This is a genomic window from Streptomyces sp. JNUCC 63 (genome assembly GCF_054366325.1).
The window spans coordinates 1,894,154-1,909,483 of the sequence record NZ_CM135963.1; the positions used below are offsets into that span (position 1 = coordinate 1,894,154).

14 protein-coding genes and 1 pseudogene are annotated in these 15,330 nt (G+C 72.1%); 3 read left to right on the forward strand and 12 right to left on the reverse strand.

Translation table 11 applies throughout. The features are described 5' to 3' along the window. Positions 1 to 4 precede the first annotated feature (4 nt). Both ACX25U_RS08580 and ACX25U_RS08585 read right to left on the reverse strand, forming a co-directional pair. Positions 5 to 1,267 carry an ATP-binding protein gene (locus tag ACX25U_RS08580; protein WP_454390208.1) on the reverse strand — a complete coding sequence of 421 codons (1,263 nt, stop codon included), beginning with the start codon at positions 1,265 to 1,267 and terminating at the stop codon, positions 5 to 7. Between the two features lie 1,109 nt (positions 1,268 to 2,376). Then, complete coding sequence (locus ACX25U_RS08585) at positions 2,377 to 2,832, reverse strand: IclR family transcriptional regulator domain-containing protein (protein ID WP_454390210.1); 456 nt, start codon at positions 2,830 to 2,832, stop codon at positions 2,377 to 2,379. Between the two features lie 42 nt (positions 2,833 to 2,874). Between ACX25U_RS08585 and ACX25U_RS08590 the strand changes: the two genes are divergently transcribed. The 3 genes and pseudogenes from ACX25U_RS08590 to ACX25U_RS08600 form a co-directional block, all read left to right on the forward strand. Continuing rightward, positions 2,875 to 3,468, forward strand: coding sequence for an ABC transporter permease (locus ACX25U_RS08590; RefSeq protein ID WP_454394163.1), 594 nt, complete (start codon positions 2,875 to 2,877; stop codon positions 3,466 to 3,468). A gap of 38 nt (positions 3,469 to 3,506) precedes the next feature. Continuing rightward, a complete protein-coding gene (locus ACX25U_RS08595) occupies positions 3,507 to 4,355 on the forward strand; it encodes an ABC transporter ATP-binding protein (RefSeq protein ID WP_454390212.1) in 849 nt (282 codons plus the stop codon). A 158-nt stretch (positions 4,356 to 4,513) separates the two neighbouring features. After that, positions 4,514 to 4,642, forward strand: a pseudogene (locus tag ACX25U_RS08600) (transposase); the annotation flags it as partial. A 65-nt stretch (positions 4,643 to 4,707) separates the two neighbouring features. Here the strand turns inward: ACX25U_RS08600 and ACX25U_RS08605 are convergent. From ACX25U_RS08605 to ACX25U_RS08650, 10 genes are all read right to left on the reverse strand, one after another. Then, positions 4,708 to 5,529, reverse strand: a complete 822-nt coding sequence (locus tag ACX25U_RS08605; protein WP_454390214.1) for a maleylpyruvate isomerase family mycothiol-dependent enzyme — start codon at positions 5,527 to 5,529, stop codon at positions 4,708 to 4,710. Between the two features lie 238 nt (positions 5,530 to 5,767). After that, positions 5,768 to 7,414 (reverse strand): amidohydrolase, encoded by a 1,647-nt coding sequence (locus ACX25U_RS08610; protein WP_454390216.1) that lies wholly within the window; start codon positions 7,412 to 7,414, stop codon positions 5,768 to 5,770. Further along, positions 7,411 to 7,791: a cupin domain-containing protein gene (locus ACX25U_RS08615; protein ID WP_454390218.1), complete on the reverse strand. Its 381-nt coding sequence runs from the start codon at positions 7,789 to 7,791 to the stop codon at positions 7,411 to 7,413. The genes ACX25U_RS08610 and ACX25U_RS08615 overlap by 4 nt, the downstream gene beginning before the upstream one ends. A gap of 16 nt (positions 7,792 to 7,807) precedes the next feature. After that, a complete protein-coding gene (locus ACX25U_RS08620; protein WP_454390220.1) occupies positions 7,808 to 9,214 on the reverse strand; it encodes an NAD(P)/FAD-dependent oxidoreductase in 1,407 nt (468 codons plus the stop codon). Beyond that, a complete protein-coding gene (locus ACX25U_RS08625; RefSeq protein ID WP_454390222.1) occupies positions 9,211 to 10,383 on the reverse strand; it encodes an ABC transporter ATP-binding protein in 1,173 nt (390 codons plus the stop codon). The genes ACX25U_RS08620 and ACX25U_RS08625 overlap by 4 nt, the downstream gene beginning before the upstream one ends. Next, positions 10,373 to 11,164: an ABC transporter permease gene (locus ACX25U_RS08630; protein WP_454390224.1), complete on the reverse strand. Its 792-nt coding sequence runs from the start codon at positions 11,162 to 11,164 to the stop codon at positions 10,373 to 10,375. Before ACX25U_RS08630 ends, ACX25U_RS08625 begins: the two co-directional genes overlap by 11 nt. Continuing rightward, positions 11,161 to 12,039 carry an ABC transporter permease gene (locus ACX25U_RS08635; RefSeq protein ID WP_454390226.1) on the reverse strand — a complete coding sequence of 293 codons (879 nt, stop codon included), beginning with the start codon at positions 12,037 to 12,039 and terminating at the stop codon, positions 11,161 to 11,163. The genes ACX25U_RS08630 and ACX25U_RS08635 overlap by 4 nt, the downstream gene beginning before the upstream one ends. Positions 12,040 to 12,042: 3 nt before the next feature. After that, a complete protein-coding gene (locus tag ACX25U_RS08640) occupies positions 12,043 to 13,164 on the reverse strand; it encodes an ABC transporter substrate-binding protein (RefSeq protein WP_454390228.1) in 1,122 nt (373 codons plus the stop codon). 143 nt (positions 13,165 to 13,307) lie between these two features. Further along, a complete protein-coding gene (locus tag ACX25U_RS08645; RefSeq protein ID WP_454390230.1) occupies positions 13,308 to 13,910 on the reverse strand; it encodes a helix-turn-helix domain-containing protein in 603 nt (200 codons plus the stop codon). A 133-nt stretch (positions 13,911 to 14,043) separates the two neighbouring features. Beyond that, entirely contained in the window at positions 14,044 to 15,273 is a 1,230-nt protein-coding gene (locus tag ACX25U_RS08650) for an arginine deiminase (protein WP_454390232.1), read from the reverse strand. Between the last annotated feature and the right edge of the window lie 57 nt (positions 15,274 to 15,330).

Consider the following 15,330-nt stretch of genomic DNA (forward strand, 5'->3'; position numbering starts at 1 on the left):
TTCCTCACTCCTGCGTGTTGTTACGGACGTTGTCGCCGGCGTCACCGGCCGTGTCACCCGGAGCCGGGTCCGCGCCTTGCCCTCCGTGGAAGTAGGCGCCCATCCAGTCCGCTGCCTGTTGCGGCGTCAAGGCCGGCGAGGCATCCGCCGCCGAGACCGGGGAGGCGGCCTTCGACGTGCCCCGCAGGGAGCGCCGCTGCGGGAGCCGCGACGGCGCGGTGTCCTCGGCGGCGTCGGGGGCTGCGTCGGGGGCGGGGCGCCGCGAGGGCGCGGGTGCCGCGAGGGCAGCGGTCTCCGCGGCGCGGGCACGCTGCTCCGGAAGGTGCGCGCCCGCCGGGTCCAGGGTCTCCACCATCGCGACCGGCACCAGGACCACGGCCCGTACCCCGCCGTACGGCGAGGGCAGCAGGTCCACACCGAACCCGTGGCGGCGGGTGTACTCGCCGACGACCGCGAGGCCCGTCTGCGGCACCTCTCCCACCTCGCCGACCCCCACAGGCCTGCGCCCCGAGGCCACCTCGCGGGCCCGCGACAGCGCGTGCTCGTCCATGCCCACCCCGCCGTCGTCGATCTCGACGACCGCGCCCCGCTGCACGGAGCGCACCGTCACCGACACCTTGGTGCGCGGCGGCGAGGACTGCGTGGCGTTGGCCAGCAGCTCCGCGGTCAGGTGGATCAGCGGCTCGACCACCTGCGGTGCGGCCGCCACATCCGGGTCCCCCGCCACCTCCACCCGCTGGAAGGCGGTGATCCGGCCCGAGGCGGCCCGCACCACGTCCACCAGCGCCAGCGGATTCTGCCACTGCTGCCCCGGCCACTCCCTGCACAGCACCGCCAGGCTCTGCGCCAGCCGTGCCTGCTGGGCCGCGGAGTGGTCCACCGCCATGCTCGACTCCAGGACGTCGGCATTCCCCGGGTGCCGGGCCGCCATCAGCGACGCCCCCTCCTGGATGCGGTGCGCCGCCGCCTGCACCCGCCGCGCGAGGGCGACCACCGCCAGCCGCAGGGTCTCCCGCCGCTCCCGGTTCTCCTCGGCCGCCTCGACCACCGCGGTGCGCACCCGCTCGAACTCCCGGGCCACCTCCTCGTCGGCCTTGTCGCCGCCGCGTGCGGGCGGCACCGGTTCGTCGCTCAGCAGCGCGGGCAGCTGCACCGCCACCAGGTGTTCGATCTCGACGCGCAGCGCCTCGGATCGTTCCGCCGAGAGGGCGCGCCACCGGGCCTCGCGCTCCTGGATCTCCTTTCGGAGGCGATCGTTTTCAGCCACGGCGTCACGGTGTCGACGGCGCATCCACTCCACGGCCGCCGGCAGGACCAGGACCGCCGCGCCCCCCGCCGCGGCCCATTCGGGACGCGTTCCGCCTGCGATCAGACAGACGGCGGCGGCGCAGGCGGCGACCGAGGCCAGGACGACCGGCCACAACGGCCCGCCCGGGCGCTGGTAAGACGCGGAAGACGGGGAGCGAGCCATGAAACACCCTCAAGACGAGTCGACAACGGTAAAGGGGGCCATCGTTCGCGGCCGCGGTGTCAACCGGCGAAGCCCGCCCCTGTGCCGGGACCACGGCCGATGGGAAGGTGGGGGGGCTACTCCGCCATGATCACCGCAGAAGCAGCCTATAGCTCCGTATGTGCCGTGGCCGGATCCAGTCGATCACACGGCGCAGGGCATGCGGCGAGATGGTTACTGTTCGTCAGGACGCTTGCCATGCACACCACTTCTCTTCAGCCACCATCCAAAGTGGTGTGTAGCAGACCTGGCAGAGAATGGTCCAACCCGTGTCATGGTGTGGCCGCGCTCCGGGGAAAGGCATACGGATTGCCGCCGATCCGGCGGGTTGCTCCCGGTTGCGAGGGTGATGCCCGGAACGGGAACACGCTCAGGTGGATCGCCGACTCGTGTGGGGAGAGCGGAGCGCGATCGCGCTGCCATCGGATCACCCCCCGTACGCCCAGGGCGAGTCGGGTCTTCTTGGAGGTGGCGGTCGGCCGACGATGCGCCGGGAGAAGCGGCCGTCGACGAAGACGACGCAGACGGTGCCGGTCCGGGCGACGGCGTGTGCAAAGCCGGCACCCCGGCAGCGGTGCGCCGCGCCGGATCGGCAACTTCGGCTTCGGAGGCGTACCCACGTGTACGTCGTCCTGGAGGAGGCGCCGGAGCCCGCGGCGCCGAAGACGTCCCGTCCCCGTACGGCCCTCGCGGCCCCGTTCACCGGATCTCGCGAGGGTGCCCCGGCGTTCACGCCGGGGGGTACCTCCCGCTTGCGGGGGAGAATCGCATCCGGGTGCCGCGACGCGGAGCGTCGCCGTGCCCGGTTGCGGGCGCGGGGCGCTCCGGACGGAGCCGCTCCGGCGGCACGAGGGGCGGCCCGGGCGTCAGCGCCTGACCACGTGCAGGTCGGCCTCGATCCGGGCCACGGTCGCAAGGAGCGAGGGCAGCAGATCTCGGCGTACGGAGTCGACGGAGTTGCGGCTCGCGTGCACGGGGATGTTGACGGCGGCGACGACGGTGCCGGCCCCGTCGCGGACCGGGGCGGCCACGGTGCGCAGCCCCACCTCGAGCTCCTGGTCCATGATGGCGTACCCCTGCTTGCGGATCCGCTGGAGTTCGGCGCGCAGCTGCGGTGGGGAGACGATGGTGCGGGAGGTCAGCGGGCGCAGCTCGCACCTGGCGAGGTGCTGATCGATCTGCTCGTCCGGGAGGTGGGCGAGCAACACCCGCCCGACCGAGGTGACATGGGCGGGGAAGCGGGTGCCGACGGTGATGGTGGCGGTCATGATGCGACTGGTGGGCACTCGGCTGACGTAGACGATGTCGTCGCCGTCGAGCACGCAGAGGGAGGAGGACTCGCGGACCTCGGCGGCTTCCTCGCGCTGGTCGAGGCGGTGCCCCGCCTCGGCCTCGTGTCTCCCGACTACCTGCCGCCCACCAGCACGATCGCCGCCGCCCTGGCGGAGGAGATGTCCGACGCCGCCTTCTGGGTGGCGCTCGGCGACACCCTCACCGGCTGGGCTGTCGGGCTGCTCATCGCCACCGCCGCGGGCGTCGCCGCGGGAGTGCTGATCACCGTGGTCCCGTATCTGCGCGAGGCGACTGCCAGCACCGTCGAGGGCGTACGGGCCATCGACGGCGTGCTGGCCGACACGGCCCGGTCGTACGGCATCGAGGGCCGCGCGCGCCTCGGCCACCTGGTACTGCGCTCCGCCAGCCCGCAGATCTTCGCGGGCCTGCGGCAGGCACTGTCGATCGGCGTCATCCCGATGGTCATCAGCGAGATGTTCGCGGCCAGCAACGGACTCGGCTTCGCCGTCGTCCAGTTCCAGCGCAGCTTCGCCATCCCGGGCATGTGGAGCGGCATCCTGCTGCTCGGACTGCTCGGCGTGCTGCTCGCCCTGGTGTTCCAGGTGGTCGAACGCCGGGCCCTGGCCTGGTACCACGGCCTGCGCCAATCCCGGAAGGCGTCATGAGCAAGGAAAGCGGTGCGATCGTCGGGAAGGGACAGCACATGCTCGAGGTAAGAGGCCTGCGGAAGGTCTACGAGGGACACGGTCGGCACGTCGAGGCGGTGCGCGACCTCACCTTCTCCCTCGACGCCGGTGAACTGGTCTGCCTCGTCGGCCCGTCCGGCTGCGGCAAGACGACGCTCCTGAAGTGCATCGCCGGCCTGCTCGAACCCACGTCCGGGGAAGTCCTGCTGCAGGGCAACCGGATCACCGGCCCGCCGCCCGGTATGGCCGTCGTGTTCCAGGAGTACGGCCGCAGCCTCTTCCCGTGGCTGCGGGTGCGCGACAACGTCGAGCTGCCGCTGCGCCAGAAGAAGCAGCTGACGAAGGCCCGCCGCCGTGAGCTGGTCGAGCACGCCCTGCACGCCGTCGGCCTCGGCGACGCCGCGGGCGCGTACCCCTGGCAGCTCTCCGGCGGCATGCAGCAGCGCGTCGCCATCGCCCGAGCCGTCGCGTACGAGCCCGAAGTGCTCCTTATGGACGAGCCGTTCGCGGCCGTCGACGCCCAGACCCGCGCCGACCTCGAGGACCTGATCCGGCGGCTGTGGCAGGAGCTCGGTGTGACCGTCCTCTTCGTCACCCACGACATCGACGAGGCCGTCTACCTGGGCGAGCGGGTCGTCATCCTGTCGTCGTCCCCGACAGTGGTCCAGGAACAGCTGGAGATCGACCTCCCGGCCGACCGCGACCAGCTGCACACCCGGGCGGACCCGCGCTTCACGGAACTCCGTACGCGGGTGTACGAGCAGATCCAGACGGCGAAACGGGCGACGGGCGCCCTGCCGCTCCAGAAGGCGGGCACGGACGCGGACACCGTGCCGCCTGCCGCGGTACCGGACCACAAGGCCTGACCGTGCCCGGCTCCGGTGACGGGCAGGGGCCGGGCCCGGGCGCGCGGGGGCCCCGCACGGTTGTCCGCGGCGGGCCCCTCGGTCACGCTCGGGCCCTGCCCGTCACCGATGCGGCACCAGGTCCCTGACGGGGTCGGGTCGGCCTGGGCCGGGACCGGCTGAGCACCCACACTTCCCGGGCAATGCGGCAGTTGGTCACCGCCCGCCCCTGGCTGACCGCCTTCCTGCTACCCGCATACGCACCGGAGTTGAACCCGGTGGAGGGCATCCGGTCGCAGTGCGAGCGGAGTCTGGCCAACCCCACTGCCGGAACGGCCGGCCGGCCACATGCGGCGGTGCGCTGCCGCTGCGGTCAGGGCGCCTTGAAGAGACCCGGGAAGCGGGGAGCGAGCCAGAGCTTGCGGCCCCAGGCGAAGACACGGCCCTGGGCGACGGCACTCCACTGGTCGCGGCGGCCGAGTGCCATCAGGAGGAAGGTGACCGGCTCGGTGAGGATGGTGCAGTCCGGTCGGGTCGGCGGCTGCGAGCCGACAGACACCGCGCCGTTGGCCACTGTCACGCCGAATCGGGCACCACCCCACAAGCGGATCGCGTAGCGGGCGGTCAGCCCGGCGGTGCGGGCGGTGTCGGTCACCCGCGGCATGGCCGTGATCAGGAACGGCAGAGTCAGCTCGACCCGGGCACGATCGATCATGTGTGGACGGCCCAGTGCACGGGCGAGATCGTAACCGTGGCCAAGCATGTGCGTGAGCAGGTACGACCCCAGTACGTGCGGGCCCATCGGACCCAGCGGAGTGACGACGGTTCCTTCCGCGGCACCCTCGTCCAGCGCCTTCAGGCAGGCATCGGCCTGCGCCACGATCATCGCGGCCAGCGGCTCGGCCCCACGCTCGTCGAACTCGGCGAGCGCTCGCTCATTGGCCGCGGCGAGGCTCTGCGGCGTGCCGTCTCCGTAACTGCGTGCGCGTCCTGCCGCGATATCGGCCATCAGTTCGTTGGCCTGCGCCAGATGCGCTGCCGCCTCCCCTACGTTCCATTCCGACCCAGGTACCGGAAGTCCCATGTCGGCGCCCCGGCGCAGCAGCGCGGCGATCTCCTCGGCGGTATCGCGTATGGCCGCGCCAAGTCCCTCGGGCAGAGGGCCCCGCACGTCCTCCCCAGCCACTGATTCCACGCCGTTGCCATCCTCGGTCTCGTGCCTGTGCCGGACGCGTGTGCAACCGGGCGGCGAACGCGTTCCGGATCACCCGGAGTCCAGAAGACCAGACACCGAAGGCTGCGACAAGATCCTGAGCAGCGAGGTCTCCCGGCGCACCGCGCCGTCGCCCGGCCCGGGTCGTGTCCCGCAGGGGATGCTGCGGGCGGATCCGCCGACGGCGCCCGGGACCGTTCCCGGGCACCGTCGGCCGTGTTCACTCGGCGTGGACCGCCTCCCCCGCGACCAGCGTGAGCACCGAACGGGTGCCGGCCACGTCCGCGTCCGGGGCGAACAGGTCCCGGTCGAGGACGGCGAGGTCCGCCGCCATGCCCTCGCGCACCAGGCCGACCTCGCCGTCGTTGCCGTTCACCCAGGCCGAGCCGGCGGTGTAGGCGCGCAGGATGTCGGTGAACTCCAGCCGTTCCCCGGGCACGAACGGGCGGTCGGCGCCCGGCCAGTCGGCGTTCGCGGAGCCGGGGGGTTCGGTGCGGTGCACGGCGACGTGCATGGCCTGCCACGGGTCGGCCGTGGTGACCGGCCAGTCGCTGCCGCCGGCGAGCCGGGCGCCACTGTCCAGCAGCCGGCGGAAGGGGTACTGCCGGCCGGCCCGGCCCTCGCCCAGCAGCGGGTTGGTCAGCTCGTCGGTCTGCTGGTGGTGGGTCGCCCACAGCGACTGGACGTTGGCGGCCACGCCCAGTTCGGCGAAGCGGCCGATGTCCGCGTCGTCGACGAGTTGCACATGGGCGATGTGGTGGCGCCGGTCGCGCGGCCCGCCCGCGCGGGCGGCGGCCTCGACCGCGTCCAGGCACTCGCGCACCGCCCGGTCGCCGATCGCGTGGAAGTGCACCTGGAAACCGGCCGCGTCCAGCCGGGTCACCGCCTCGGCGAGCAGGCCGGCGGGCACGTTGGAGTGGCCGAGGTTGCCGGTGGCGCACCCGCAGGAGTCCAGGTACGGCTCCAGCAGGGCGCCGGTGCCGTTCTCCAGCACGCCGTCCTGCATGATCTTCACCGCGGCGGCCCGGAAGCGGCGGCCGGGCTCGCCGCGGCGGGCCACCAGGTCGTCCAGCTGCTCCGGGCCGCGGTCGCGGTCCCACCACAGGGCGCCGGTGACCCGGGCCTTCAGCAGGCCCTCGGCATCGGCCCGCCGGTAGGCGGCGAGGGTGTCGCCGGCCCCGCCGTAGGCGCCGACGATGGCGTCCTGCCAGCCGGTGATGCCGTAGCGGAAGAGGTGGGCCTGCGCGTGTCGGAGCGCGGCGAGCTGCTCCTCGGCGGTGTCCGGCGGGAGCAGCCGGGCCACCAGGTCCATGGCGCTCTCGTGCAGCACCCCGGTGGGCCGGCCTGCCGCGTCGCGCTCGATCCGCCCGGCCGGCGGGTCCGGTGTGCCGGCGTCGATCCCGGCGCGCTCCAGCGCCGCCGAGTTGACCCACGCCGAGTGGTGGTCGGCGTTGGGCAGGAAGACGGGCCGGTCCGGGACGGCCGCGTCCAGCGGTTCCCGGGTGGGCCAGCCGCCGGGGAAGCAGTCCATGGTCCAGCCGCCGCCCAGGATCCACGGCTGCCCGGGGTGGGCGGCCGCGTACTCCCGGACGGCCGTTACGCAGCTCTCGGCGTCGGTGGCCCCGGTGAGGTCGCAGCGCAGTGCCTCCAGGGCGCCCCAGACGGGATGGATGTGCGCGTCCTGGAGACCGGGTACGACGGTGCGGCCGGCCAGGTCGACCGTTTCGGCCGGCCGGCCGGCGGCCCGGCGTACCTCGGCGTCGGAGCCGACGGCCGTGATGCGGCCGCCGGCCACGGCGACGGCGGTCGCGTGGGGGCGCTCCGGGTCACCGGTCCACACCCGGCCGCCGTGCAGGACGAGAGTCATGCGCCCGTCCCGTGGGTGCGCAGCACGTACACCTTGCGCAGGGTCTCGTGGACCTGCCACGTGCCGCGCCAGCCCGCGGGCATGGCCAGGGTGGAGCCGGGGCGCAGCTCGACGGCCTCACCGCCGTCGGTGCGGACGGTGGCGGACCCGGTCAGCACCTGGCAGACCTCGTCGTAGCCGTCGCGGGTGGCGGTGAAGTGGCCGGGGTCGCACTCCCAGACGCCGACCTCCGCGAGCCCGTCGGGGGACTGCCACAGGGTGCGGGTGGTCTCCTGCTGGCCGGTGGTGCTGGTGGGCTTGGGGCGTGCGGGGGGCAGGTCGGCGGTCGCCGCGTCGGCGAGGAAGGCGACGGCGGGGACGACGGCGGTGGTGTCCATGAGGGGTTGGCTCCTTTCAGCGGCCGCTGATGACGTTGGCGACGCGTGCGATGACGGAGGTGCGCTCCAGACCGGAGTTCTCGTGCCGGTCGGCGGCGCGGTAGGCGACGTAGAGGCTGCGCACGCCCAGCCAGCGCAGCGGCTCCGGCTCCCAGCCGCGCACCTTGCGGGCGACCCAGGGCAGCCGGGTGAGGTCGGTCTTCTGGCGCAGGATCAGGTCGCGCAGGGTGCGGCCGGCGAGGTTGGTGGTGGTCACGCCGTGCCCGACGTAGCCGCCGGCCCAGCCGAGACCGGTCTTCTCGTCCAGGTGGACGGTGGCGCACCAGTCGCGCGGCACGCCCAGCACGCCGGACCAGGTGTGGTCGATCGCGACGCCCTCGGTGGCCGGGAAGTGCTGCCGCAGGATGGCCTGCAGCTGCATCTGGGTGGCGGCCCTGGTCTCGCCGCGCTGGTCGACGTGGGAGCCGAACATGTACGGGATGCCGCGTCCGCCGATGGCGATGCGGCCGTCGGTGGTGCGCTGGATGTAGCAGTAGGAGTTGGCCTCGTCACCGATGAGTTCGGCGCCGCGCCAGCCGATCTCCTCCCACGCGGAGGCGGGCAGCGGCTCGGTGACGATCATGCTGCTGTTCATGGGCAGCCAGACCCGGCGGTGGCCGCGCAGCCCGGCGGTGAACCCCTCCAGCGCCCGGATCACGTACGTCGCCCTGACCGTGCCGTGGGTGGTGACCGCCTCGCGCGGGCGGATCTCGGTGACCTCGGTGCCCTCGTAGATGGTCACGCCCATCCGCTCGACCACGTCGGCCAGGCCCCTCACCAGCTTGGCCGGCTGGATGCGGGCGCAGTGCGGGCTCCACTGGGCGTAGCGGGCGCCGGCCACGCGGACCCGCTCGGCGAGCCGGTCCGCGTCGAGTTCGACCAGGTCGTCCTCGCCCCAGCCCTCGGTGCGCAGCGTCGGCAGCCCTTCGCGCAGCCGTCGCTCCTGCGCGGCGTTGGTGGCGACGTGCAGCAGGCCGTCCTTCTGGATGTCGGCCTCGATGCCTTCCTCTGCGGCGACCCGGACGACCTCGTCGACGGAGGAGAACATCTCGCGCTGCATGGCGATGGCCGGCTCCCGGCCGTGCGACTTGGCGTAGCGGCGCATCTGGCCGGGCGGCTCGGCGCTGAGCCAGCCGCCGTTGCGGCCGGAGGCGCCGAAGCCGGCGAACTCCTTCTCCAGGACGGCGATCCGCATGTCCGGCGCGGCCTGCTTGAGGTAGTAGGCGGTCCACAGGGCGGTGTAGCCGCCTCCGACGAGGGCGACGTCCACGTCCAGGTCGCCGGGCAGGGCCGGGCGGCGGGCGGGGAGACCGCCCTCGCGGTACCAGAAGGAGACGTCGCCGTTGACGAAGGTGGGGCTGGTGGCGGGGGTGGTGGTGCTCATAGTCCGCTCTTTTCCGCGGCGGCGACCGGGATCCGGTCACCGGAAGTGGGTGGGTGGGTGGTGTCGGAGGAGTCCTCGAGCAGGACGCCCCGCTCGACGTCCCAGACCACGGTGACCTCGTCACCGCGGCGGACGCCGGACAGCCGGTCGGCCTGCTCGCGGGCGAGCAGCACGGTGCCGTCGGGCAGGGCGAGTTCGAGCTTGCGGCCGGAGCCCAGGTAGATCTCCTGGGTGACCGTGGCCGGCAGCGCGTTGGCCCCGGGGGCGACCGGCTCCGCGGCCGGCTGGACTCTCAGGTGCTCGGGGCGGACCACGACGGCGGCCGCGCCGCCCTCGGCGAGCCGGCCCGCGGCACGCACGGTGCGGTCGCCGACCCGCAGGCAGGAGTCGTCGCCGTCCGGCTCGACGCGTCCCCGGACGGTGGAGGACTCGCCGAGGAACTCGGCCACGAAGAGGCTCCGCGGCTTTTCGTAGAGTTCGCTCGCGGTGCCGACCTGCTGGATGCCCCCGTCGTTGAAGACGGCGATGCGGTCCGAGAGGACCAGCGCCTCCTCCTGGTCGTGGGTGACGAAGACGAAGGTGGAGCCGACCTCCTGGTGCACCCGCTTGATCTCCAGCTGGAGGCTTTCCCGCAGCTTCTTGTCGAGCGCGCCGAGCGGCTCGTCCATCAGCAGCACGCTCGGCTCGTACACCACGGCCCGGGCCAGGGCGACCCGCTGCTGCTGGCCGCCGGACAGTTCGCGCGGCCTGCGGTGGCCGTAGCCGCCGAGCCGCACGGTCTGAAGGGCCGCCTCGACCATCTCGGCGCGGCGGGCCCTCGGCACCTTGCGCTGCTTGAGCGGGAAGGCGACGTTCTCCGCCACGGTCATGTGCGGGAAGAGCGCGTAGTGCTGGAAGACCATGCCGATGTCGCGCCGGTGCGGCGGCAGGTCCTGCATCTGCCTGCCGCCGATGGTCAGCGTGCCGGAGGTGGCGGCGGTGAACCCGGCGATGATGTTGAGGGTGGTGGTCTTGCCGGAGCCGCTGGGGCCCAGCAGGGTCATGAACTCGCCCGGTTCGATGACCAGGGAGACGTCGTCGACGGCGACGGAGTCCGCGTACTCCTTGCGCACCTGCGCCAGTTCGATACGGGCTCCGCGCGCCTTGATGAGGCTGGTCTCAGCGGACACGGTTCCTCCTGGCGGTGGCGAAGGTGGCGGCCAGCACGAGCACCGTGGTGAAGACGATGATCAGGGTGGCGGCCGCGGCGATGGTGGGGTCGGTGTCCCGGGTCACGCTGGCGAACATCTGGACCGGCAGGGTCTGCAGGTAGGGGCTCTGGATGAACAGCGAGACGACGACCTCGTCGAAGCTGGTGACGAAGGCGAACAGGGCACCGGAGACGACACCGGGGGCGATCTGCGGCAGCGTCACCTGCCGGATGGCGCCCCACCGGGTGGCGCCGCAGATCAGTGCGGCGTCCTCCAGTCGCCGGTCGAAGCCGCGCAGGCTCGCCGTCACCGGGATGATGACGAACGGCAGGGCCAGCACGGTGTGGGCGGTGACGAAGCCGAGCAGGGTGCCCAGCAGGTTGTACTGGAGGAAGAGGGCGTACACGCCGATGGCGACGACCACGGTCGGCACGATCATGGGTGCCAGCAGCAGCCCGTACGACGCCTTCACCCAGCGCGAGCCGGACCGGGTGAGCGCGATCGCGGCGGCGGTGCCCAGGACGGTGGCCACCACCGCGACCAGGGCGCCCACCTGGAGCGAGGAGAACAGCGCGTCCGTCCAGCGGGGGTCGCTGAAGAAGTTGGCGTACCAGCGGGTGGACCAGCCGCTCGGCGGGAACACCAGGGACGCCTTGTCGGTGAAGCTGAGCGGGATCACCACCAGCGTCGGCGCGATGAGCCAGCAGCCCACCAGTGCGCTGAACGCCCAGAGCGCGATGCGCGCGGGTCCGGTTCTCATCGGGCACCTCCCCGGGTCCGGGTGATCCGCAGGACGACGCCGACCAGCCCCAGCAGGACCAGCGTCACCGCCAGCAGCACCACGCCCATCGCCCCACCGCGGCCCCAGGCGAGCAGCCCGTTGACCTGGGTGAAGATCTGCTGGGAGATCAGTGCCTGGTCGGGCGAGCCCAGCAGCGCCGGGGTCACGTAGAAGCCGAGCGAGGTGATGAACACGGTCAGCGCGCCGGCGCCCACGCCGGGCAGTGACAGCGGTACGAAGACCCGCAGGAACGCGATCGCCGGGCGGGCGCCCATGCCCTGCGCGGCGTCGAGGAGCCGGCGGTCGATGCCGCTCATCACGGCGTACAGCGGCAGCACCATGAAGGGCATCAGCACCTGGGACATGCCGATCACCACCCCGGTGGGGGTGCGGATCAGCTGCAGCGGGCCCAGCCCCACGGTGCCGAGGAGCTGGTTGACCACGCCGCTGTCCTGGAGCAGCACCACCCAGGCGAAGGTGCGCACCATCAGGCTGGTCCAGAAGGGCAGCAGCACCAGCAGGGTGAGCCAGATCCGCGCGCGGGCGCCGACCACGGTCATCAGGTAGGCGTAGGGGTAGGAGAGCAGCAGGGTCACCAGGGTGACGACGGCGCCGACGGTCAGCGTGCGGACCAGGGTGGCGAGGGCGACGTCGCTGGTGATGAACCAGGAGTAGTTGCCCGCGCCGGGCGTCGGCTCGGTGACGCTGCGCCAGGCCATCAGGCCCAGCGGCACCAGGAAGAGCACGGCCAGCAGGACCAGGGCCGGCAGCAGCAGCCAGCCCCACCGGCCGCCGGCGCCCTTGCGGGGCCGGCGGCCGGAGGCCGGGGAGGCGATCTCGATCAGGGCTGCCATGGGTTACCGCGCCAGCCAGTCGGACCACTTCTGGATGATCTGCTCCTGGTTCTTCGCCCACCAGGCGTTGTCGACCTCGAGCGCCTGGGCCTGCCGCTCGGGGGTGGTGGTCAGGTACTGCGTGGCGAGCGTGTCGAGCTTGGGCTTGGCGTCGGTGTTGATCGGCGAGTAGGAGGTCAGCTCGGTGAGCTCGGCCTGCTGGGCGGCGCCCAGGTAGTAGTTGATCAGCGCCATGGACGCCTTGGGGTTCTTGGCGCCGATGGGGACGGCGAGGGAGTCGGAGACCGGCAGGAACTGGTTCCACTGCGGGGCGAAGTGGGCGCCGTTCTTGACCGCCGAGTAGGCGCGGCCGGACCACACCATGGCCATGGAGACCTCGCCGGACTCCAGCAGTTGCTGGGAGCGGGCGCCGGTGTCCCAGAAGACGAGGGAGGAGCGGACGCTCGTCAGCTTCTTGAGGGCCCGGTCGACGTCCAGCGGGTACAACTGGTCGGGGGCGACCCCGTCGGCGAGCAGCGCCGCCTCCAGCGCGCCCGGGGCCGCGTCCGACGCGAAGCCGGGAATCGCGCGCTTGCCGGGGTACTTCTTGGTGTCGAGGAAGTCCGCCCAGCCCTTCGGCGGGTTGTCGCCGAACTTCTTCTTGTCGTACATCAGGACCACGCCGTAGCTCATGGCCGGCACGGAGCACTTGCCCTCCATGCCCTTGGGCAGCTTGGAGGTGTCGACGATGTCGCTGTCGAGCGGCATGAACATCTTGCCGCACTGGCGCTCGGCCCAGAGGGTGTCGGCGTCCACCACGTCCCAGGTGATGTTCTTGGAGTCGACCTGGGCCTTGACCTTGGTGTAGTCGGTGGGGCCGTCGGAGAGCACCTTCGCCCCGGATTCGGTGGCGAACGGCTTGACCGCGGCCTTCTCCTGGCCGTCCTGGTAGATGCCGCCGTACGAGGCGAAGGTGAGGGTGACGCCGTCGAGCGCGCCCTTCTTCACCTTGCCGGCCACGGCCGGGCCGGGGCCCAGGTCGACGTCGGCCGCGGCGGGGCCGGTACCGGCGCAGCCGGTGAGGGTCAGCAGCAGCGCGCCGGCAGCGGCGGCACAGCCAAGGATTTTGCGTGATATTCCGGGCATTACTGACTCCAGGAGGGAACGGTGAAGGCAAACGGGGACGGAGAGACAAGAGCGCACGGCGGCAGGAGCGCACGGCGGCAGGGCTCGAGGCGGGCTACAGGGAAGGGGGGCAGGCGCGGCGGACGGGAGGCGGCGGGAAGAGGTCAGTCCGGCGTCGGCGGACTGATGATCCAGAGGATTTCGGCGGGTGCTTCGTGGCTGTTGACCACGCGGTGCGGCACCGAGGAGCGGTATTCGATGCTGTCGCCGGCCTCCAGGTCGTGGGCGCGGCCGTCGAGTTCGATCCGCACCGCACCGCTGAGCACCAGGAGGATCTCCTGCGAGTCGCCGTGGGTGTAGGCGTCGTCGCCGGTCGAGGCTCCCGGGTCGAACTCGCCCGCGTACACCTCCAGATGACTGAGCGGGCGCTGCGAGATGAGGAACTTCCGGCTGCCCGGGGCGGTGTGCAGCATCGGCCGGTCGGCCCGCCGCACCAGCCTCGGACCGGGCGCGCCGTCCTGGTCGAACAGATCGGCCACGGTGAGGCCGAGCGCCGCGGCGATCCGCCGGAGCATGCCGATGGAGGAGTTCACCTGCCCGCGTTCCAGCTGGCTGAGGAACCCGGGGCTGGCCTGGGCCGCCTCCCCCAGGGCACGCAGCGACATCCGCCGCATCATCCGGTACTCCCGGATACGGGCACCCAGAGCCTCGTCGGGAGCATCGGCGGAGAAACCGTCGGAGGGGCCCGGCAACGAACGATCAGTCATGAGCGAACACCTGATGCATCTTCAGCGAACACTTTGTTCGCTGACGTGGTACGGACCGTACGTTGAGGTGACCTGTCGCACAAGACCCTTTCCCCGCCGTCACCGGAACGTGACCATCCGCGCGGGGGTGCGGCTAGGAATCCACCGCGTCCCGCTCGACCGGGCAGCTCATGCAGCGCGGACCGCCCCTGCCGCGACCCAGCTCGCTGCCGGGGATCTCGATGACCTCTATACCCTGTTTGCGCAGGTGGGTGTTGGTGGTGGAGTTGCGCTCGTAGGCGACGACGACGCCGGGCTCGACGGCCAGGACGTTGCAGCCGTCGTCCCACTGCTCGCGCTCGGCCGCGTGCACGTCCTGGGTGGCGGTCAGGACCCGGATCTCGCTCAGCCCGAGGGCGGCGGCGATCGCGCGGTGCATGTGCTCCGGAGGATGGTCGGTGACCTTCAACTCCTTGTCTTCGGCGCCCGGTTCGATGGTGTACGAGCGGAGCATGCCGAGCCCGGCGTACTGGGTGAAGGTGTCACCGTCGACCATGGTCATCACCGTGTCGAGGTGCATGACGGCGCGCCGCTTGGGCATGTCGAGCGCGACGATCGTACGGGCCGACCCGGCGGCGAACAGCTTGTGCGCGAGCATCTCGACGGCCTGGGGGGTGGTCCGCTCGCTCATGCCGATGAGCACGGCGCCGTTGCCGATCACCAGCACGTCGCCGCCCTCGATGGTCGACGGGTAGTCGGACTGTCCCTCGGACCAGACGTGGAACGTCTCGCCCCGGAAGAGGGGGTGGTAGCGGTAGATCGCCTCGAAGTGCACGGTCTCGCGCTGCCGGGCGGGCCAGCGCATCGCGTTGATGGACACGCCGTCGTAGATCCAGGCGGAGGTGTCACGGGTGAAGAGGTGGTTGGGCAGCGGGGGGAGCAGGAAGTCGTCCAGGTCCATGACGTGGAACCGCACGGACGTCGGCTCGGCGTGGACGGCGAGGAACTCCCGCTTGGTCATGCCGCCGACCAGGGCCTCGGTCAGCTCGCGAGTGGTCAGGGTCTCGAACACGGCCCGGAGGTGGTCGGTGGCGAGCGGGCCGTACTCCTTCTCGTCGAAGACGCGGTCCAGGACGAGCGACCGGGCCGACGGGATCTCCATCGCCTCGGTCAGCAGGTCGCCGAAGAGGTGCACGGCGACCCCGCGGTCGCGCAGCACGTCGGCGAACCCGTCGTGCTCGGCGCGCGCCCGGCGCACCCACAGCACGTCGTCGAACAGGAGGGCGTCCTTGTTGCTGGGGGTGAGCCTCTTGAGCTCGAGATCGGGCCGGTGCAGGATGACGCGGCGCAGCCGCCCGGCCTCGGAGTCGACATGGAATCCCATGCTTCCATCCTGACCACCGGGGAGCGGCTTCACCCCCGGGGCGCTCGTTTTCCGCAC